Below are 19,381 nucleotides of genomic sequence, written 5' to 3' on the forward strand. Positions count from 1 at the left end.
CGGCCCCCTGGCGGCCGCCCCCTGCTTTGGCTAACCTTTATTAACCTACCGCGGCCCAAGGTCATTTGCGGTCAAAAGTGCAAAGCCCCTGCAAAATAGAACGACCGTTCGTTTTATTCGGAGCTTTCACGATGTCTGCCACCGCCGTTCCCGCCAAGCCGGCCCGCGCCGCCCCCAAAGGCCAGCAGACCAAGGCCATCATCGTCGACGCCGCGCTGGCACTGGCCGCGCAGATCGGGCTCGAGGGCCTGTCGATCGGCGCCGTGGCCGAGATCACCAAGATGAGCAAGTCGGGCGTGTTCGCCCACTTCGGCTCGCGCGAGGAACTGCAGATTTCGGTGGTGCGCGAATACCACGCGCGCTTCGAGCAGGAGGTGTTCTTCCCCGCCCTGCAGGCGCCCCGCGGCCTGCCGCGCCTGCGCGCCATGTTCGCCAACTGGATGAAGCGCACCTCGACCGAGATCGACTCGGGCTGCATCTACATCAGCGGCGCCTCCGAATTCGACGACCGCCCGGGCCCGGTGCGCGACGCGCTGGTCGAGTCGGTCAGCATCTGGCAGGCCGCCGTGCTGCGCGCCATCGTGCAGTCGAAGACCGAAGGCCACCTGCGCGCTGACGCCGACGAGCGCCAGGTTGGGTTCGAGATCCACGGCCTGATCCTCGCGCTGCACTACGAGGCCCGCTTCCTGCAGGTGCCCGGCTCCATCGGCCGCGCCAACGTCGGCTTCGACAACATCCTTGCGCGCGCCGCCACGCCGGACGCGCCGCCTGCTTCCAACGCCGCCGAGTCCGCGCCCGCCGCGCGCGGCACGCGCCGCCTCAAGACCGTGCGCTGAGCGCCACGGCCGCCCGTTTCATTTTTCCGTTTTCGTTTTTTCCAATCTATCTAGCTTCGACCAGGAGAGTCCCGGATGCCTACCTACAACCCCCCCGTGCGTGACATGCAGTTCGTGCTGCACGAAGTGCTCAACGTCGCCGAGGAACTCAAGGCACTGCCGGCCCACGCCGAGACCGATGCCGACACCATCAACGCCGTGATCGAAGAGGCCGGCAAGTTCGCCGCCGAAGTCACCTTCCCGCTGAACATCAGCGGCGACGAAGAGGGCTGCGTGCTCGACAAGGCCACGCACGAAGTCAAGACCCCCACCGGCTTCAAGGACGCCTACGCCAAGTACGTCGAAGGCGGCTGGCCCGCGCTGTCGTGCGACCCGGCCTTCGGCGGCCAGGGCCTGCCGTTCGTGGTGAACCAGTGCCTGTTCGAAATGCTCAACAGCGCCAACCAGGCCTGGACCATGTACCCGGGCCTGTCGCACGGCGCCTACGAGGCACTGGCCGCACACGGCACCGACGACCAGAAGAAGACCTACCTGCCCAAGCTCACGAGCGGCGAGTGGACCGGCACGATGTGCCTGACCGAACCCCATTGCGGCACCGACCTGGGCCTCTTGCGCACCAAGGCCGAGCCGCAGGCGGACGGCACCTACCGCATCACCGGCAGCAAGATCTTCATCTCGGCCGGCGAGCACGACATGACGAGCAACATCATTCACCTGGTGTTGGCTCGCCTGCCGGACGCGCCCAAGGGCAGCAAGGGCATCAGCCTGTTCGTGGTGCCCAAGTTCCACGTCAAGGCCGACGGCTCGCTGGGCGAACGCAACCCGATCTTCTGCGCCGGCCTGGAGCACAAGATGGGCATCCACGGCAACGCCACCGCGCAGATCGTGATCGAAGGCGCCACCGGCACGCTGGTGGGCGAGCCCAACAAGGGCCTGGCCGCCATGTTCGTGATGATGAACGCCGCCCGCCTGGGCGTGGGCAACCAGTCGCTCGGCCTGACCGAAGTGGCCTACCAGAACGCGCTGGCCTACGCCAAGGACCGCATCCAGATGCGCTCGCTCTCGGGCGTGAAGGCCAAGGACAAGGAAGCCGACCCCATCATCGTGCACCCCGACGTGCGCAAGATGCTGCTCACGGCCAAGGCGTACGCCGAAGGCGGCCGCGCGCTGCAGATCTTCTGCACGCTGCTGCTCGACAAGGAACACAACCACCCCGACGAGAAGGTGCGCAAGGACTCGGGCGAACTGGTCGCGCTGCTGACGCCCATCGTCAAGGCCTTCATCACCGACAACGGCCACATCGCGACGAACTCGTGCATGCAGGTCTTCGGTGGCCACGGCTTCATCAAGGAATGGGGCATGGAGCAGTTCGTGCGCGACAACCGCATCAACATGATCTATGAAGGCACCAACACCATCCAGTCGCTGGACCTGCTGGGCCGCAAGATCCTGGGCAACAACGGCGCCTCGCTGAAGAAGTTCGGCAAGCTCGTCGCCAAGCTGGTGGAAGAAGAAGGCGTGAACGAGAAGATGGCCGAGTTCATCAACCCGATCGCGATGCTGGGCGACCAACTCACCAAGTTCACGACCGAGATCGGCTTCAAGGGCTTCCAGAACCCCGACGAAGTGGGCGCCGCCGCCGTCGACTACCTGCGCGTGGCCGGCCACTTCGTGTTCGGCTACCTGTTCGCCCGCATGGCGCAAGTGGCCCTGCGCGAAATCGCCGCCGGCAACAACGATCCGTTCTACGTCGCCAAGCTGCAGACCGCACGCTTCTACTTCGCCAAGCTGTTCCCCGAGACCGTGATGCTGATGCGCACCGCGCGCGCCGGCAGCAAGGTGTTGATGGACACCGACGCCGCACTCGCTTAAGCGACACACAGCCTTTCTTCATCGACCCACCGGGAGCCCGCTCATGAAAGCAATGCTTGCAGCCGTCTTGTTCACCGTCACCGCCGCTTCGGCCATGGCCCAGAGCACGCCGGTGGGCCTGTGGCGCAACGTCGACGACAAGACCGGCGAGGCCAAGGCCGAGATCCGCATCGCCGAAGCCAACGGCGCGCTGCTCGGGCGCATCGAGAAGTCGTTGAAGAAAGACACCAAGCCCGATGCCACCTGCGACGAATGCGCCGACGACCGCAAGGGCAAGCCCATCGCGGGCCTGGAGATCATCCGTGGCGGCAAGAAGGCCGAGGGCAAGGACGTCTGGGAAGGCGGGAAGATCCTCGACCCCGAGAACGGCAAGGAATACCGCGCGAGCTTCACGCCGATCGACGGCGGCAAGAAGCTGGAAGTGCGCGGCTACCTCGGCCCCTTCTGGCGCACCCAAACCTGGAACCGTGTGCAGTAACTCCGCGCACAACCTATCCAAGAAATACCAAGCAACATGTCCCGATTTCAAGTGAAGAAGGTCGCCGTGCTCGGCGCCGGCGTGATGGGCGCGCAGATTGCCGCCCACCTCGTCAACGTGCGCGTGCCTGTCGTGCTGTTCGACCTGGCCGCCAAGGAAGGCCCGAAGAACGGCATCGTCACGCGCGCCATCGACAACCTCAAGAAGCTCAAGCCCGCGCCCCTGGGCGACGTGGCCGACGCGGGCCTGATCGAGCAGGCCAACTACGAGGACGACCTCGCCAAGCTCGGCGAATGCGACCTCATCATCGAAGCCATTGCAGAGCGCATGGACTGGAAGCTCGATCTGTACAAGAAGATCGCGCCCCACGTCGCCAAGCATTCGATCCTGGCCTCGAACACCTCGGGCCTGTCGATCACCAAGCTCAGCGAAGCACTGCCTGAAGCCCTGAAGCCGCGTTTCTGCGGCATTCACTTCTTCAACCCGCCGCGCTACATGTTCCTGGTGGAGCTGATCAACACGCCCACCACGCAGCCGCAGGTGCTCGACGACCTCGAGGCCTTCGTCACCAGCACGCTCGGCAAGGGCGTGGTGCGCGCGCACGACACGCCCAACTTCATCGCCAACCGCGTCGGCATCGCCGGCATGCTGGCCACGCTGAAGGAAGTCGAGAAGTTCGGTCTCACGCCCGACGTGGTGGACGACCTCACCGGCAAGAAGCTGGGCCGCGCGAGCTCGGGCACCTTCCGCACCGCCGACGTGGTGGGCCTGGACACCATGGCCCACGTCGTGAAGACGCTGCAGGACAACCTCAATGCCGAGACAGATCCCTTCTACGCCAACTTCGCGACGCCGCCGGTGCTCGCCAAGCTGCTGGAGCTGGGCAACCTGGGCCAGAAGACCAAGGCCGGTTTCTTCAAGAAAGCCGGCCGCGACATCCTGCGCTTCGACCTGAAGAGCGGCGAGTACGTGCCCGCCGGCGCCAAGGCCGACGAGGTGTACGGCCGCATGCTCAAGAAGCCCGCGGGCGAGCGCCTGAAGCTGCTGCGCGAGAGCGAAGGACCGCAGGGCCAGTTCCTCTGGGCCATCCTGCGCGACGGTTTCCACTACGCCGCCGTGCACCTGGCCGACATCGCCGAGAGCGCGCGCGACATCGACTTCGCGATGCGCTGGGGCTTCGGCATGAAGCAGGGCCCGTTCGAGCTCTGGCAGGAAGCCGGCTGGGCGCAGGTCGCCAAGTGGGTGCAGGAAGACATCGACGCCGGCAAGGCACTCAGCAGCGCACCGCTGCCGAAGTGGGTGTTCGAAGGCCCGGTCGCACAAGCGGGCGGCGTGCACACGCCCGAAGGTTCGTGGAGCGCCTCGCAGAACAAATTCGTGCCGCAGCGCAAGCTGCCCGTGCACGACCGCCAGCTGTTCCCCGAGAGCGTGCTCGGCGCGAACGCGGCCGATGCCAACACGGCCGGCACGACGATCAGCGACGAAGGCGATGTGCGCGTGTGGACGCTCGACGGTGAAGTTCTCATCGCGAGCATCCAGTCGAAGATGCATGCCATCAGCCCCGACGTGGCCGAGGCGCTGGGCGCCGCGGTCGACCTGGCCGAAGCCGAATACAAGGGCCTGGTGATCTGGTCGCCCGACGAAGTCTTCTCGGTCGGCGCCGACCTGCAGGCGATGCTGCCGGCCTTCGTGGTCGCGGGCATCGGCGCGGTCGAGGGCGCGGAAGAAGAGCTGCAGAACGTCATGCTCAAGATCCGCTACGCCAACGTGCCGGTGATCTCCGCCGTGCGCGGCATGGCGCTGGGCGGCGGCTGCGAGCTGGCCATCCACTCGGCCAAGCGCGTCGTCGCGATGGAAAGCTACATCGGCCTGGTCGAAGTCGGCGTGGGCCTGATCCCCGGCGCGGGCGGCCTGACCTACATCGCACGCCGTGCGGCCGAGAACGCATCGGCTTCGACGGGCACCGACCTGCTGCCCTTCCTCACCGAAGGCTTCACCGCCGCGGCGATGGCGAAGGTGGGCACGGGCGCGCTCGATTCGAAGAAGCTGGGCTACCTGCTCGACAGCGACGTGATCGTGCCGAACAAGGACGAGCTGCTCTACGTGGCACTGCAGCAGGCCAAGGCCATGGCCGACGCCGGCTACCGCCCCCCGCTGCGCCGCACCTTCCGCGTGGCGGGCCGCAGCGGCGCCGCGACGATCAAGGGCCAGCTGGTGAACATGCGCGACGGCGGCTTCATCAGCGCGCACGACTTCCACATTGCCAGCCTGATCGCGAACGTGGTCACCGGCGGCGACGTGGACGCGGGCTCGCTCGTGACCGAGGAATACCTGATGACGCTGGAACGCAAGGCGTTCTGCTCGCTCATCGTGCACCCCAAGACGCAAGAGCGAATCATGGGAATGCTCAGCACCGGCAAGCCCGTGCGCAACTAAGGACAGATTTCATGAGCAAGCAAGTACAAGACGCCTACATCGTCTCCGCCACCCGCACGCCCATCGGCAAGTCGCACCGCGGCTACTTCCGCAACTACCGTCCCGACGACCTGCTCGCGACCACGCTGAAGGCGGCGCTGGCCGCCGTGCCGGGCCTGGACCCCAAGGCCATCGAGGACATCATCTGCGGCTGCGCGATTCCCGAATCGCAGCAGGGCCTGAACGTCGCGCGCATCGGCGCGGTGCTGGCGGGCCTGCCGACCAGCATCGGCGGCATCACCGTCAACCGCTTCTGCGCCTCGGGTCTCTCGGCCGTGCAGATGGCCGCGGACCGCATCCGCGTCGGCGAGGCCGACGTGATGATCGCGGCCGGCGTCGAGAGCATGAGCATGGTGCCGATGATGGGCAACTCGCCCTCGCTGTCGCCCTCGATCTTCGAGCGCGAAGGCGACGTGGGCATTGCCTACGGCATGGGCCTCACGGCCGAGAAGGTCGCGCAGCAGTGGAAGGTGAGCCGCGAGGCGCAGGACGCGTTCGCGCTGGCCTCGCACCAGAAGGCACTGGCCGCGCAGGCCGCCGGCAAGTTCGCCGACGAGATCACGCCGGTCGAAGTGACCGACCGCACGCCGAACCTGGAAACCGGCGAATCGATCGCCAAGACCCGCACCGTGAGCCTGGACGAAGGCGCGCGCCCCGACACCAGCATCGAAGGCCTGGCCAAGCTGCGCACCGTGTTCGCCGCGCGCGGCACGGTGACGGCCGGCAACAGCTCGCAGACCTCGGACGGCGCGGGCGCGCTGATCCTGGCGAGCGAGAAGGCCATCAAGCAGTACGGCCTCACGCCGCTCGCACGCTTCGTGAGCTTCGCCAGCAAGGGCGTGCCGCCGCACATCATGGGCATCGGCCCGATCGAGGCGATTCCGGCCGCGCTGCGCTATGCGGGCTTGAAGCATGAAGACATCGACTGGTTCGAACTCAACGAAGCCTTCGCCGCGCAATCGCTCGCGGTGATGAACACGCTGGGGCTCGATCCGTCGAAGGTCAACCCGATGGGCGGCGCCATTGCACTGGGCCACCCGCTGGGCGCGACCGGCGCGATCCGCGCGGCCACCGTGGTGCACGCACTGCGTCGCGAGAAGCTGAAGTACGGCATGGTCACGATGTGCGTCGGGATGGGGCAGGGCGCAGCGGGCATTTTTGAACGCGTCTGATCCGTCCGACCCCGGGACGCCCTAGCAAGGGGCCGCAGAACGAAGGAGACCACGGAATGCAAGCCCTGCAACTGCCGGTCGACGCCGGCGCCCACGTGGCGGTGCGCCGCTACGACCCCGCCGGCGCCCCGCGCGCCAGCATCGTCATCGGCGGTGCGATGGGCGTGCGCCAGTCGTTCTACGAGCCCTTCGCGCACTGGCTCGCGGGGCAGGGCCTGCGGGTCTGGACCTTCGACTACCGCGGCAGCGGCGACTCGCTCGGCGATGCGCCGCTGCGTGGTTTCCAGGCCGACCTGTTCGACTGGGCGCGCGACTACGAGGCGGTGATCGACGCCGCGAAGGCCGCGCTGCCCGACGAGCCGCTGTACCTGCTGGGCCACAGCCTCGGCGCGCAGCTGCCGGGCTTCCTGCAGCGGCCCGGGCAGGTCGACGGCCTCGTGAGCATCGCGGCCGGCAGCGGCTACTGGCGCGAGAACGCGCCGAAGCTGCGGCGCAGCATCCTCTACTTCTGGTTCGTGCTGGTGCCGCTGGCGACGCGCCTGTGGGGCTACTTCCCAGGCCGCAAGCTGAAGAAGGTCGGCGACCTGCCGCGCGGCGTGATCCTGCAATGGCGCCGCTGGTGCCTGAACCCGCGCTACAGCGTGGGCGCCGAAGGCGAGCCCGCGCTGCAAAGCTATGCGCGCGTGCGCTTCCCGGTGCTCGCGCTCTCGATGACCGACGACGAGCTGATGACGCATGCGGGCACGCGCAGCCTCGTGAGTTTTTATGCAGGCGCGCCGAGCGCGGTGGAGCGCATCGCGCCGGCCGACGTGCAGGCGCGGCGCATCGGCCACTTCGGCTTCTTCCGCGAGCAGTTCAGTCAGAGCCTGTGGCCGAGCACGCTCGACAAGCTGCACCGGCTCGCCGCGCTGACCGCGCCTGCGGCAGTGCAGCACGCCAACGTCCCGCACACGACTGCGTGACGTCATCCTCCGAAGGCACACTGGCGATCACCATGAGCAGCACGACCCCACACCCCCTCGACAAAGCCCTGGCCCTGCACCACAGCGACATCCGCGTGGGGCACTTCACGGGCACCACGAGTCCCGACTACTGGAACATGGTCGGCCCGTTCGGCGGCACCACCGCGGCGCTGGCGTTGCAGGCGGTGCTCCAGCACCCCGACCTGCTCGGCACGCCCATCGCGCTGACCGTCAACTACGCGGCCGCGCTCGGCGAGGGCGCGTTCGACATCCAGGCCACCGCCGTGCGCACCAACCGCTCGACGCAGCACTGGACGGTGACGATCACGCAGCCCGGCGCCGACGGCACGGCGAACATGACGACCACCGCCACTGTGGTCACGGCCGCGCGCCGCGACACCTGGAGCCAGGCCGACCTCACCATGCCCGAGGCGCCCAAGCCCGAGGCGGTCGATCGCATCCGCATCGGCCCGTCGGGCGTGGCCTGGCTCGAGCAGTACGAGATGCGCCCCTTCAGCGGTGGCATTCCCGCCAAGTGGGACGGCAGCCTGCAGCACAGCGAAACGCGCCTGTGGGTGCGCGACGCGCAGGCCCGCCCGCTCGACTTCGCTTCGCTCGCCGCGTTGAGCGACGTGTTCTATCCGCGCGTGTGGCTGCGCCGCGCCACGCACGTGCCCGCGGGCACGGTGTCGATCACCACCTACTTCCATGTCGGCGCCGCCGAGTTGGCCGAGGTCGGCACGGGCTACCTGCTGGGCTGCGCGGCGGGGCAGCAGTTCTTCAACGGCTTCTTCGATCAGAAGGCGCAGCTGTGGAGCGAGAAGGGCGCGTTGCTCGCCACGTCGAACCAGATTGTCTACTACAAGGAATGAACGTCATGGCGCTCACCAAGGCTGCATTGATCGTCGGCGCGGGCGACGCCACCGGCGGCGCCATCGCCCGCCGCTTCGCGCGCGAGGGCTACGCCACCTGCGTCACGCGGCGCAGCCTCGACAAGCTGCAGCCGCTGGTGGCGCAGATCGAGGCCGACGGCGGCCGGGCCCACGCCTTCGCCTGCGACGCACGCAAGGAAGAAGAAGTGGTGGCGCTCATCGAGCAGATCGAATCGACCGTCGGGCCGATCGAGGTGATGGTGTTCAACATCGGCGCGAACGTGCCCGAGAGCATCCTCACCGAAACCGCGCGCAAGTACTTCAAGGTGTGGGAAATGGCCTGCTTCTCGGGCTTCCTCAATGGCCGCGAAGTGGCGAAACGCATGGTGGCGCGCGAGATGCCCGCAGGCGGCCATCGCGGCACGATCATCTTCACGGGTGCGACGGCCTCGCTGCGCGGCGCGGCCAACTTCGGTGCCTTCTCGGGCGCCAAGATGGCCCTGCGCGCCTTGGCCCAATCGATGGCGCGCGAGCTGGGGCCGCAGGGCATCCACGTCGCGCACGTCGTGGTCGACGGCGCCATCGACACCGAGTTCATCCGCAGCAACTTCCCCGAGCGCTATGCGCTGAAGGACAGCGACGGCATCCTGAACCCGGACCACATCGCCGACAGCTACTGGATGCTGCATGCGCAGCCGCGCGATGCGTGGACGCACGAGCTGGACCTGCGCCCCTGGTCCGAGAAGTTCTGACCGGCGCCGCGCTACGCATCGCGGCGCGACGCACAGCCACAAGGAGACACCCATGACGAAATCCGTCGCGTTCTATTTCGACGTCGGCAGCCCCGCCGCCTACCTGGCCGCCACGCAGCTGCCGCACGTGTGCGCCGACACCGGCGCCGAACTGGTCTGGAAGCCCATGCTGCTGGGCGGCGTGTTCCAGGCCACGGGCAACCATTCGCCCGCCGAGATCAAGGCCAAGGGCCCGTACCTCACGACCGACCTGCAGCGCTTCGCGAAGCGCTACGGCGTGCCCTTCGTGCACAACCCGCACTTCCCGATCAACACGCTGCTGCTGATGCGCGGCGCCACCGGCGTGCAGATGAAGATGCCCGAACGCTTCGGTGCGTACATCGACGCGGTGTTCCACGCGATGTGGGTCGCGCCGAAGAACCTGAACGACCCTGCGACCGTCGGCGCCGTCTTGCAAAATGCGGGCTTCGACGCCGCGGGCCTGCTCGCGCTGGCCGGCGCGCAGGAAGTGAAAGACCGCCTCAAGGCGGTCACGCAGGAGGCGGTGGAGCGCGGCGTGTTCGGCGCCCCCACCATGTTCGTCGGCGACCAGATGTTCTGGGGCCAGGACCGCCTCGATTTCGTCCGCGAAGCCATCGACGCTTGAGCGCGTCGCCCCCCGTTTTACCTACCCAAGGATCTTTCCATGAGCGACATCCTCGTCCACACCGAAGCCGGCGTGATGACCATCACCTTCAACCGCGTCGACAAGAAGAACTCGATCACCAGCAGCATGTACGCCGCGCTGGCCGATGCGCTCGCCACGGCCGAGAGCGAAGCCGCCGTGCGCTGCGTGCTGATCCAGGGCGACCCGACGATCTTCAGCGCCGGCAACGACATCGGCGACTTCCTCAACGGCCCGGCCTCCACGCAGGAGTCGCCGGTGTTCCGCTTCCTGCGCGGCATCGCCACCTTCCCCAAGCCCATCGTCGCCGCCGTGTGCGGCCCGGCCGTGGGCATCGGCACCACGATGCTGTTCCACTGCGACCTCGTCTACGCGGGTGACAACGCGGCCTTCTCGATGCCCTTCGTCAACCTGGGCCTGTGCCCCGAGGCCGCGTCGAGCCTGCTGGTGCCGCAGATGCTGGGCTACCACCGCGCCGCCGAAGCCCTGCTGCTGGGCGAGCCCTTCATGGCCGAGGCCGCGCTCGAAGTGGGCCTGGTCAACCGCGTGGTGCCGCCGACCGAAGCCAACGGCATCGCCCAGACGCAGGCGCGCAAGCTCGCCGCCAAGCCGCTGAGCGCGCTGATCGAGACCAAGCGCCTGCTGAAGAAGGCGCAGATGCCCGCCGTGCTTGAGCGCATGGGCGAAGAAGGCGCGAGCTTCGGCCGCATGCTGCGCGAGCCGGCCGCGAAGGAGGCTTTTGGCGCTTTCATGGAGAAGCGCAAGCCTGATTTCTCGAAGGTCTAAGCCTTCCGTGGACTTGCCTGCGGACGGTGCCTGCGTACACTGTTCCTCGTGCCTGCTCCAGACGTCAATCCGCCCACAATGCCCGCCACGCGGGCGATGCGTGCTACTGAAAAAGTAGCATTCGGGCCGACGCGCCGGCATGCTTTGGGCTTACTCGCGGGCACGCTCGCGGCGCCCTCGCTGGTGCTGGCGCGCGTGCGGCCGTTGCGCATCGGGGTCATCGGCTCGTGGTCGGGGCCCTATGCGGGCGGCGGGCGGCAGTTCGACGCCGGCATGGCGGTCTGGCTGGCCGACCACAAGCAGCAGATCGCGGGCCGGCCGGTGGAGCTGCTGCGCCGCGACGTGCCCGGCAGCGCGCCCGAACAGGCGCGGCGCCAGGCACAAGACCTCATCGAGAGCGAGCGCGTCGATTTGCTCACGGGGCTGGACTTCAGCTCCAACGCCTACGCCGTCGGCACCGTCGCCACGCAGGCGCGCGTACCGACCGTGATCATGAACGCCGCCTCCTCGGGCATCCCCGGGCGCTCGCCGTTCATGGTGCGGGTGTCGTTCACCATCGCACAGGTCACGGCGCCGCTGGCGCGCTGGGCGCTGCAGCAGGGGCTGCGCGACGTGTGCACCGTGGTGGCCGACTACGCCTCGGGCGTCGACGCCGAAAGCGCCTTCGTCTCCGGCATCACCGCGGGCGGCGGGCGCGTGGGCGCGATGCTGCGCGTGCCGCTGAACACACTCGACTACTCGGCCTACATGCTGCGTCTGCGCGAGCTCAAGCCGCAGGCCGTGTTCTTCTTCCTGCCGTCGGGCCAGATGCCGGCCATCTTCCTGAAGTTCTGGCGCGACCGCGGCATGGCCGATACCGGCATCCGCCTGCTCGCCACGGGCGACGCCACCGACGACCACTACCTGGACGGTATCGGCGAACTGGCCGAGGGACTGGTCACCAGCCACCACTATTCCTTCGCCCACGAGTCGCCGGCCAACCGGCGTTTCGCGGGCGCCTTCGAGACCGAGTACGGCAGCCATCTGCGCCCGGGCTACTTCGCCGTGGCGGCGCACGACGGGCTCGCGGCCATCGACGCCGCGCTGAGCGCGCCGGGCGCGCGTGGCGGCAAGGCGGGCGCCGAGCGGCTGGTGGATGCGTTTCGCGGCCTGCGGCTGGACAGCCCGCGCGGGCCGGTCGAGATCGACGCCCACACGCGCGACGTGGTGCAGTCGGTCTACATCCGCCGCGTGGAGCGGCGCGACGCGCGCTGGATCAACCGCGAGTTCGAGTGCTTCGAGCGCGTGCGCGACGCCGGCATGGGCGTCGCCTGAAGGCGGCTCAGGCCGCCGGCTGTTCGATGGGGCGCGGACGGCCGTTGTCGTCGATGGCCACGTAGGTGAAGGTGGCCTGCGTCACCTTGATGTACTCGCCCTGCGCCCGGAAGCGCTCGGCGAACACCTCGACCGTCACGGTGATCGAGGTGCGGCCCACGCGCACCAGCTTCGAGTAGAACGAGAGGATGTCGCCCAGCCGCACCGGCTGCTTGAAGATGAACTCGTTGACCGCCACCGTGGCCTGGCGGCCCTTGGCGTAGCGCGCCGGGATCACCGAGCCGGCCAGGTCGCACTGCGCCATGACCCAGCCGCCGAAGATGTCGCCGTTGGCGTTGCAGTCGGCCGGCATCGGGATGACCTTGAGCACCAGCTCCATGTCGGTGGGCAGGCTCTTGAGGGTGGCGGCGGCGGCCGCTGCGGCGGAAGCGGCACTGGAAGGGGAGGACATGGGCACAATCTGAAGCAACAACAACACCCACGATTGTCCCCCATGCGCCGAAGCGGCGAAGCCCTTTCCTCCTCTCCCCATGCGCCCGGCGGCCACCCGCCCGCGCGCTCCGACCGTTCCGACTGGGCGACCCTGCGCCGCCTGTTTCCCTACCTCTGGCAGTACAAGTGGCGGGTGATCGCCGCGCTCGGCTTCATGATCGCGGCCAAGGTGGCGAACGTGGGCGTGCCGGTGCTGCTCAAGAACCTGGTCGACACGATGACGCCCAAGCCCGACATGGCGCAGGCGCTGCTCGTCGTGCCGATGGCGCTGCTCGTGGCCTACGGGCTGCTGCGCTTTTCGACTTCGCTCTTCAACGAACTGCGCGAGCTGATCTTCGCCAAGGCCACCGAGGGCGCGGCGCGCAGCATCGCGCTGCAGGTGTTCGGCCACCTGCATGCGCTGAGCCTGCGCTTTCACCTGGAGCGCCAGACCGGCGGGATGACGCGCGACATCGAGCGCGGCACGCGCGGCGTGCATTCGCTCATTTCGATGTCGCTGTACAGCATCGTGCCCACCATCATCGAGCTGGCGCTGGTGCTCACCATATTGGGCGTGAAGTTCGACGCGCTGTTCGTGTGGATCACGGGCGTGGCGCTGGTGCTGTACATCACCTTCACCGTGACGGTGACCGAGTGGCGCACGCAGTTCCGCAAGACCATGAACGAGCTCGACTCGATGGCGCAAAGCCGTGCGGTCGATTCGCTGCTGAACTACGAGACCGTCAAGTACTTCAACAACGAGGAGTTCGAAGCCAAGCGCTACGACGCCAGCCTCGACCGCTACCGCAAGGCCGCCATCAAGAGCCAGCGCACGCTGAGCATGCTCAACACCGGCCAGCAGCTGCTGATCGCCGTGAGCCTCGTGCTGATGCTGTGGCGCGCCACCTCGGGCGTGGTCGAGGGGCGCATGACGCTGGGCGACTTGGTGATGGTCAACGCCTTCATGATCCAGCTCTACATTCCGCTCAACTTCCTGGGCGTGATCTACCGCGAGATCAAGCAGAGCCTGACCGACCTGGACAAGATGTTCGTGCTGATGGAGAAGGAGCGCGAGGTGCGCGACGCGCCCGGTGCGCAGCCGCTGGCGGGTGCCGACTCGACCGTCCGCTTCGAGGACGTGAGCTTCGCCTACGAGCCCGATCGCCCGATCCTCAAGCACGTGAGCTTCGAGATTCCCGCCGGCAAGACGGTGGCCGTGGTCGGCCCGTCGGGCTCGGGCAAGTCGACGCTGGCGCGCCTCTTGTACCGCTTCTACGACGTGCAGCAAGGCCGCATCACCATCGGCGGCGAAGACATCCGCGCCGTGCAGCAGGCCAGCGTGCGCCGCGCCATCGGCATCGTGCCGCAGGACACGGTGCTGTTCAACGACACGGTCGAATACAACATCGCCTACGGCCGCCCCGGCGCCACGCGCGACGAGGTCGAAGGGGCGGCGCGCGCCGCGCGCATCCACGACTTCATCGCCGCCACGCCCAAGGGCTACGAGACGACGGTGGGCGAGCGCGGCCTGAAGCTCTCGGGCGGCGAGAAGCAGCGCGTGGCCATCGCGCGCACGCTGCTGAAGAACCCGCCGATCGTGATCTTCGACGAGGCCACCTCGGCACTCGACTCGGCCAACGAACGTGCGATCCAGTCCGAGCTGCGCAGCGCCGCGCAAGGCAAGACCACGCTGGTCATTGCGCACCGCCTCTCGACCGTGGTCGAGGCGCACGAGATCCTGGTGCTCGAGTCGGGCGTGATCGTCGAGCGCGGCACGCACGCCGATCTGCTGGCCCAACAGGGACGCTACGCCCAGATGTGGGCTTTGCAGAAGAGCGAAGCAGTGCCGATGCTCTAGCCCGATCATTCACCCCTTCTTTCTTTTCACCGACCCCAGGAGTTCAGACGTGTCGACCAAGATTCCCCTGCTGGTGCTCAACAGCCTCTCGAGCGCCCACCAGGCCCAGATTGCCGAGGTCTACGACATGACCTACGCCTTCGGCGACGCGCAGCGCGCCGCCGCCATCGCCGAGCACGGCGCCAAGTTCCGCGCGGTGCTGACCATCGGCGTCATCGGCCTCACGCCCGCCGAGATCGACGCCATGCCGGCGCTGGAGCTGGTCTGCTGCATGGGCGCGGGCTACGAGGGCGTGCCGCTCGAGGTCACGCGCGCACGCGGCATCGCCACCGCCAACGGCGCGGGCACCAACGACGACTGCGTGGCCGACCATGCCTTCGGCCTGCTGATCAGCATCGTGCGCGAGTTCCGCACGCTCGACCGGCTGTGCCGCGAAGGCGTGTGGCGCGAAGCCATTCCGCAGCCGCCGAATGTGTCGGGCAAGAAGCTCGGCATCCTGGGGCTGGGCACCATCGGCCAGAAGATCGCCAAGCGCGCGGCGGCCTTCGACATGGAAATCGGCTATCACAACCGCAAGCCGCGCGAAGGCGCCACGCACCGCTACTTCGACGACCTGAAGTCGCTCGCCACCTGGGCCGACTTCCTGGTGCTGGCCGCGCCGGGCGGGCCGGCGACCAAGCACCTGGTCAACGCCGAGGTGCTCGACGCGCTGGGGCCGCAGGGCTACCTCGTGAGCATCGGCCGCGGCAGCGTGGTCGACACCGAGGCGCTGGCGAAGGCGCTGCGCGAGCGCCGCATCGCGGGCGCGGGCCTGGACGTGTACGAGAGCGAACCCAAGCGCCCCGAGCCGCTCATCGGCCTGGACAACGTGCTGCTCACGCCGCACATGGCGGGCTGGTCGCCCGAGGCCACGCAGAAGTCGGTGGACCACTTCCTCGCGAACGCCGAAGGGCACTTCGCGGGGCGCGGCGTGCTCACGCCGATCTGATCTGATCCGATCGGATCAGGACAGGGCCGGCGGGCGCCGCGCCGCCCAGCCGCAGGCCTGGTCGTAGGCATGCCCCAGCCGCAGCACCTCGAGGTCGGCATGGATCGGCCCGGCCAGCTGCAGGCCCATCGGCAGCCCGCCGTCGCCGAAGCCCGCGCGCACATTGAGCGTGGGCAGGCCCGCCAGCGTGAAGGGCGTGACGATCTCCATCCAGCGGTGGTAGGTGTCGCTCTTCACGCCGTTCACCTCGGCCGGCCAGTGCAGTTCGGCATCGAACGGGAACACCTGCGCGGTCGGCGCGACCACGAAGTCGAAGCGTTCGAAGAGCTTCAGGAAGGCGCGGTACACGTTCGAGCGGTAGTGCGAGGCCTGGTACAGCGAGGCGGCGTCCAGGTGCCGGCTTTGCTCGATCTCCCATTGCGCCTCGGGTTTGAGCTGCGCGAACAGCTTCGGGTCGCTCAGGTAGGCGCCGAGCTTGCCGCCCACCAGCAACTGGCGCAGGCGCAGCCAGGCGCTCCAGTTGTGCTCGCGCGGCACGTCGAGCGTGCAGGGCTCGACCTCGCAGCCGATGGTGCGGAAGGTGTCGAGCGCCTGCTCGCCGAGTTCGCGCACGCCCGGCGCCAGCGGCAGCTCCGGCCAGAGGCTGCCGAGCCAGCCGATGCGCAGGCCGCGGCCGTCGCCGTCCAGCTGCAGGTCGTCGGGCGAGGGCAGGGCGTGCGGCGACGACAGCGGCACGCGCGTGTCGAAACCCGCCTGCACGGCCAGCAGCCGGGCCGTGTCTTCCACGGTGCGGCCCATCGGGCCCTCGCAGCCCAGCTGCTGGAAGAAGAGTTCCTGCTCCGGGTCGCCGGGCACGCGGCCGCGCGAGGGGCGCAGGCCGATCACGTTGTTGAAGGCGGCGGGGTTGCGCAGCGATCCCATCATGTCGCTGCCGTCGGCCACGGGCAGCATGCCCAGGGCCAGCGCCACGGCCGCGCCGCCGCTGCTGCCGCCCGCGCTGCGCTCGGGCGCGTAGGCATTGCGCGTGATGCCGAACACCGTGTTGTAGGTGTGCGAGCCGAGGCCGAACTCGGGCGTGTTGGTCTTGCCGATGACCACGGCGCCGGCCGCGCGCATGCGCGCCACATGCAGGCTGTCGGTGCGCGCGGGCGAGCGCGGCGACAGCGGCGAGCCCATCGAGGTCGGCAGGCCGGCGGCGTGGCTCAGGTCTTTCACGGCCAGCGGAAAGCCGTGCATCCAGCCGCGCCGTTCGCCGCGCGCCAGTTCGGCGTCGCGTTCGTCGGCCTCGGCCAGCAACTGGGCGGGGTCGCGCAGGGAGACGATGGCGTTGAAGCGCGGGTTGAGCGCGTCGATGCGGGCGAGCGACGCCTGCATCACCTCGCGGCAGGACACGTCGCGGGCCGCGATCTTGCGCGAAAGTTCGGTGGCGCTGAGCTCAGGCAGGTCGTCGAAAGGCATGGCGCATGCGGGAAAAGGAGGGGGCGCCCAGTATGGCGCGGCGCTCGCATAATCGCCGCGTATGGAAACAAAGTGGCTCGAAGACTTCATCAGCTTGGCGGAAACCCGCAGCTTCAGCCGCTCGGCCCAGTTGAGGCATGTGACGCAGCCGGCGTTCTCGCGGCGCATCCAGGCGCTCGAGGGATGGGCCGGCACCGACCTGGTCGACCGCAGCTCCTACCCCACGCGCCTCACGCCCGCGGGCCAGACGCTGTACAGCCAGGCCATCGAGATGCTGCAGTCGCTGCAGAGCACGCGCGCCATGCTGCGCGGCCACTCGGCCGCCGGCCAGGACGTGATCGAGATCGCCGTGCCGCACACGCTGGCCTTCACCTTCTTTCCCTCGTGGGTCACCAGCCTGCGCGAGCACTTCGGGCCCATCAAGAGCCGGCTCATCGCGCTCAACGTGCATGACGCAGTGCTGCGGCTGGTCGAGGGCAGCTGCGACCTGCTCATTGCCTACCACCACCCCTCGCAGCCGCTGCAACTGGACGCCAACAAGTACGAGATGGTCAGCCTGGGCGAAGAAACCGTCGCCCCCTGGGTCAAGGCCGATGCCGAAGGTGCGCCGCGCTACCGGCTGCCGGGCCGCCCGGGCCAGCCGCTGCCCTACCTGGGCTATGCGCCGGGCGCCTACCTCGGGCGCGTGGTCGACCAGCTGCTCAAGGAGTCGGGCACCGCCATCCACCTGGACCGCGTCTACGAGACCGACATGGCCGAAGGCCTGAAGGTGATGGCGCTCGAAGGCCACGGCATCGCCTTCCTGCCGCAAAGCGCGGTGCGCAAGGAGATCAAGGCGCGCAAGCTGGTGAGTGCGCTGCCGCCCGAGATCGACAGCCTCGAAGCGAAGATGGAGATCCGCGCCTACCGCGAGCGGCCCACCGCGCCGGTCCCGGTGAAGGGCGGCGCCGGCCGCTCGGCCGCGCGGGCCGGGCTGTCGGAAAGCATGCAGCCCAAGCGCACGGCCGACGCGCTCTGGTCGTACCTGGTCGGGACCCAGCCGCCGCACTGAACGAGCGTGAACGGCGGACGGATTTGTGCGCTGCACAATCTATAAGCACCACGCATACGACCCCCCGCAATCAGCATTGGCGGCCCGGCCACGGCGCCACTACAGTCGCGGCAGTTTTTTTCGGCCGTCGCACGCCGGGGATCGCCGGTCGCTGCTTGCGCCACGCACAGCCGCCCGAATGCCGGGCACAAAGGCTGCTTAGTGAAAGTCGGACAATGCGAAATGTCTGGATTGCACCAGGCTGGCGCCCCGATGGGCGCGGCCGGTGCGAGGCGGGCGGCGATGCCCGTGGAATGCACCGGGTTGGTCCGGGTATCCCGCAAAATGCGAGTGTCTAGAATTTCGTTCTATTTGTTTCAGTCACCCTCAGGAGCTTTTCGTATGAAAAAACAAGTATTGGCATTGGCTGTCGCAGCGCTCGCCACCAGCGGCGCCTTTGCACAGGCCAATGACACCCTGGCCAAGATCAAGGCCTCGGGCACCATCACCGAAGGCGTGCGTGAGTCCTCCGGCCTTTCGTACACGCTCGGCAATGGCCAGTACACCGGCTTCCATTACGACGTCTGCGCCAACATCATCAAGGACCTGGAGAAGGCCGCCGGCAAGAAGCTCGAAGTCAAGTACCAGCCCGTGACTTCGCAGAACCGCATCCCCCTCGTGCAGAACGGCACCGTGGACATCGAGTGCGGCTCCACCACCAACAACGCCACCCGCCAGAAGGACGTGGCTTTCGGCGTGACCACCTACGTCGAAGAAACCAAGATCGTCGTCAAGGCCAACTCGGGCATCAACTCGCTGGCCGACCTGAAGGACAAGACGGTCGCCACCACCACCGGCACCACGCCGCTGCAGACCGTGCGCAAGCAAAAGCGCGCCGAGAACCTGACCTTCAAGGAGGTCTACGGCAAGGACCACTCCGACAGCTTCCTGCTGCTGGAAACCGGCCGTGCCGACGCCTTCGTGATGGACGGCTCGATCCTGGCTGCCCTGGCCGCCAAGTCGAAGTCGCCCAAGGACTACAAGATCCTGAACGACGTGCTGGCCGTGGAACCCATCGCCATCATGATCCGCAAGGACGACCCCGCCTTCAAGAAGGCCGTGGACGACAGCATCAAGGCCCAGGCCAAGTCGGGCGAACTCGCCAAGCTGTATGACAAGTGGTTCCTCAAGCCGATTCCCCCGGCCAACGTGACCATCAACCTGCCGCTGGGCGAAGCCACCAAGAACGCGTGGGCCAACCCGAACGACAAGCCGGCCGAAGAGTACGTCACCAAGGAATAAGCGCGCGTCGCTGCGTGAATGGACGCCCACCTTTCGCGGTGGGCGTTTCTTTTCAAGGGACGGTTTTTCGAAAAGAAGCTGAAGGAGTAAA

The 19,381-nt window shown here is 67.9% G+C and carries 17 protein-coding genes; 15 read left to right on the forward strand and 2 right to left on the reverse strand.

The features are described from left to right. Positions 1-131: 131 nt before the first annotated feature. From AC1RGU_RS21165 to AC1RGU_RS21215, 11 genes are all read left to right on the forward strand, one after another. Complete coding sequence (locus tag AC1RGU_RS21165) at positions 132-836, forward strand: TetR/AcrR family transcriptional regulator (protein WP_070060219.1); 705 nt, start codon at positions 132-134, stop codon at positions 834-836. A 75-nt stretch (positions 837-911) separates the two neighbouring features. Continuing rightward, positions 912-2,708, forward strand: a complete 1,797-nt coding sequence (locus tag AC1RGU_RS21170; RefSeq protein WP_070060218.1) for an acyl-CoA dehydrogenase C-terminal domain-containing protein — start codon at positions 912-914, stop codon at positions 2,706-2,708. A gap of 43 nt (positions 2,709-2,751) precedes the next feature. Then, positions 2,752-3,186: a DUF2147 domain-containing protein gene (locus AC1RGU_RS21175; protein ID WP_492698179.1), complete on the forward strand. Its 435-nt coding sequence runs from the start codon at positions 2,752-2,754 to the stop codon at positions 3,184-3,186. Positions 3,187-3,222: 36 nt separating this feature from the next. Beyond that, the gene (locus AC1RGU_RS21180) at positions 3,223-5,622 is read left to right on the forward strand and encodes a 3-hydroxyacyl-CoA dehydrogenase/enoyl-CoA hydratase family protein (RefSeq protein ID WP_492698177.1); all 2,400 of its coding nucleotides are present in this window, start codon (positions 3,223-3,225) and stop codon (positions 5,620-5,622) included. Positions 5,623-5,633: 11 nt separating this feature from the next. Next, positions 5,634-6,833: an acetyl-CoA C-acyltransferase gene (locus AC1RGU_RS21185; RefSeq protein ID WP_492698175.1), complete on the forward strand. Its 1,200-nt coding sequence runs from the start codon at positions 5,634-5,636 to the stop codon at positions 6,831-6,833. A 56-nt stretch (positions 6,834-6,889) separates the two neighbouring features. Continuing rightward, entirely contained in the window at positions 6,890-7,795 is a 906-nt protein-coding gene (locus AC1RGU_RS21190) for an alpha/beta hydrolase family protein (RefSeq protein ID WP_492698173.1), read from the forward strand. 32 nt (positions 7,796-7,827) lie between these two features. Further along, positions 7,828-8,667 (forward strand): acyl-CoA thioesterase, encoded by an 840-nt coding sequence (locus AC1RGU_RS21195; protein WP_062471080.1) that lies wholly within the window; start codon positions 7,828-7,830, stop codon positions 8,665-8,667. Between the two features lie 5 nt (positions 8,668-8,672). Continuing rightward, on the forward strand, positions 8,673-9,419 hold the full coding sequence (locus tag AC1RGU_RS21200) for an SDR family oxidoreductase (protein ID WP_095949525.1): 747 nt from the start codon (positions 8,673-8,675) through the stop codon (positions 9,417-9,419). A gap of 52 nt (positions 9,420-9,471) precedes the next feature. After that, complete coding sequence (locus AC1RGU_RS21205; RefSeq protein WP_492698171.1) at positions 9,472-10,065, forward strand: 2-hydroxychromene-2-carboxylate isomerase; 594 nt, start codon at positions 9,472-9,474, stop codon at positions 10,063-10,065. 39 nt (positions 10,066-10,104) lie between these two features. Further along, positions 10,105-10,869, forward strand: coding sequence for an enoyl-CoA hydratase (locus tag AC1RGU_RS21210; RefSeq protein WP_070060210.1), 765 nt, complete (start codon positions 10,105-10,107; stop codon positions 10,867-10,869). A 195-nt stretch (positions 10,870-11,064) separates the two neighbouring features. Further along, entirely contained in the window at positions 11,065-12,183 is a 1,119-nt protein-coding gene (locus AC1RGU_RS21215) for an ABC transporter substrate-binding protein (protein WP_139701560.1), read from the forward strand. 7 nt (positions 12,184-12,190) lie between these two features. On the opposite strand, the gene AC1RGU_RS21220 is transcribed toward AC1RGU_RS21215, so the two are convergent. Next, a complete protein-coding gene (locus tag AC1RGU_RS21220) occupies positions 12,191-12,634 on the reverse strand; it encodes an acyl-CoA thioesterase (protein ID WP_070060209.1) in 444 nt (147 codons plus the stop codon). A 42-nt stretch (positions 12,635-12,676) separates the two neighbouring features. Here AC1RGU_RS21220 and AC1RGU_RS21225 point away from each other — a divergent pair, with 42 nt between their 5' ends. Beyond that, complete coding sequence (locus AC1RGU_RS21225) at positions 12,677-14,512, forward strand: ABCB family ABC transporter ATP-binding protein/permease (protein WP_492698169.1); 1,836 nt, start codon at positions 12,677-12,679, stop codon at positions 14,510-14,512. 49 nt (positions 14,513-14,561) lie between these two features. Next, positions 14,562-15,500, forward strand: coding sequence for a 2-hydroxyacid dehydrogenase (locus AC1RGU_RS21230; RefSeq protein ID WP_492698167.1), 939 nt, complete (start codon positions 14,562-14,564; stop codon positions 15,498-15,500). Positions 15,501-15,515: 15 nt separating this feature from the next. Here the strand turns inward: AC1RGU_RS21230 and AC1RGU_RS21235 are convergent, their stop codons facing one another. Continuing rightward, the gene (locus tag AC1RGU_RS21235; RefSeq protein ID WP_492698165.1) at positions 15,516-16,958 is read right to left on the reverse strand and encodes an amidase; all 1,443 of its coding nucleotides are present in this window, start codon (positions 16,956-16,958) and stop codon (positions 15,516-15,518) included. A gap of 61 nt (positions 16,959-17,019) precedes the next feature. Between AC1RGU_RS21235 and AC1RGU_RS21240 the strand changes: the two genes are divergently transcribed. Together AC1RGU_RS21240 and AC1RGU_RS21245 are read left to right on the forward strand one after the other, a co-directional pair. Continuing rightward, positions 17,020-18,009 (forward strand): LysR substrate-binding domain-containing protein, encoded by a 990-nt coding sequence (locus AC1RGU_RS21240; RefSeq protein WP_492698163.1) that lies wholly within the window; start codon positions 17,020-17,022, stop codon positions 18,007-18,009. 381 nt (positions 18,010-18,390) lie between these two features. Continuing rightward, a complete protein-coding gene (locus tag AC1RGU_RS21245) occupies positions 18,391-19,290 on the forward strand; it encodes an amino acid ABC transporter substrate-binding protein (RefSeq protein WP_062471058.1) in 900 nt (299 codons plus the stop codon). Positions 19,291-19,381 lie beyond the last annotated feature (91 nt).

Source organism: Variovorax sp. GW823-FHT02B07, from assembly GCF_058797695.1.

Coding starts and splice junctions, on each gene's coding strand:
- AC1RGU_RS21165 (WP_070060219.1), top strand. CDS start 132: ATGTCTGCCACCGCCGTTCCCGCCAAGCCGGCCCGCGCCGCCCCCAAA.
- AC1RGU_RS21170 (WP_070060218.1), top strand. CDS start 912: ATGCCTACCTACAACCCCCCCGTGCGTGACATGCAGTTCGTGCTGCAC.
- AC1RGU_RS21175 (WP_492698179.1), top strand. CDS start 2,752: ATGAAAGCAATGCTTGCAGCCGTCTTGTTCACCGTCACCGCCGCTTCG.
- AC1RGU_RS21180 (WP_492698177.1), top strand. CDS start 3,223: ATGTCCCGATTTCAAGTGAAGAAGGTCGCCGTGCTCGGCGCCGGCGTG.
- AC1RGU_RS21185 (WP_492698175.1), top strand. CDS start 5,634: ATGAGCAAGCAAGTACAAGACGCCTACATCGTCTCCGCCACCCGCACG.
- AC1RGU_RS21190 (WP_492698173.1), top strand. CDS start 6,890: ATGCAAGCCCTGCAACTGCCGGTCGACGCCGGCGCCCACGTGGCGGTG.
- AC1RGU_RS21195 (WP_062471080.1), top strand. CDS start 7,828: ATGAGCAGCACGACCCCACACCCCCTCGACAAAGCCCTGGCCCTGCAC.
- AC1RGU_RS21200 (WP_095949525.1), top strand. CDS start 8,673: ATGGCGCTCACCAAGGCTGCATTGATCGTCGGCGCGGGCGACGCCACC.
- AC1RGU_RS21205 (WP_492698171.1), top strand. CDS start 9,472: ATGACGAAATCCGTCGCGTTCTATTTCGACGTCGGCAGCCCCGCCGCC.
- AC1RGU_RS21210 (WP_070060210.1), top strand. CDS start 10,105: ATGAGCGACATCCTCGTCCACACCGAAGCCGGCGTGATGACCATCACC.
- AC1RGU_RS21220 (WP_070060209.1), bottom strand. CDS start 12,634: ATGTCCTCCCCTTCCAGTGCCGCTTCCGCCGCAGCGGCCGCCGCCGCC.
- AC1RGU_RS21225 (WP_492698169.1), top strand. CDS start 12,677: ATGCGCCGAAGCGGCGAAGCCCTTTCCTCCTCTCCCCATGCGCCCGGC.
- AC1RGU_RS21235 (WP_492698165.1), bottom strand. CDS start 16,958: ATGCCTTTCGACGACCTGCCTGAGCTCAGCGCCACCGAACTTTCGCGC.
- AC1RGU_RS21240 (WP_492698163.1), top strand. CDS start 17,020: ATGGAAACAAAGTGGCTCGAAGACTTCATCAGCTTGGCGGAAACCCGC.
- AC1RGU_RS21245 (WP_062471058.1), top strand. CDS start 18,391: ATGAAAAAACAAGTATTGGCATTGGCTGTCGCAGCGCTCGCCACCAGC.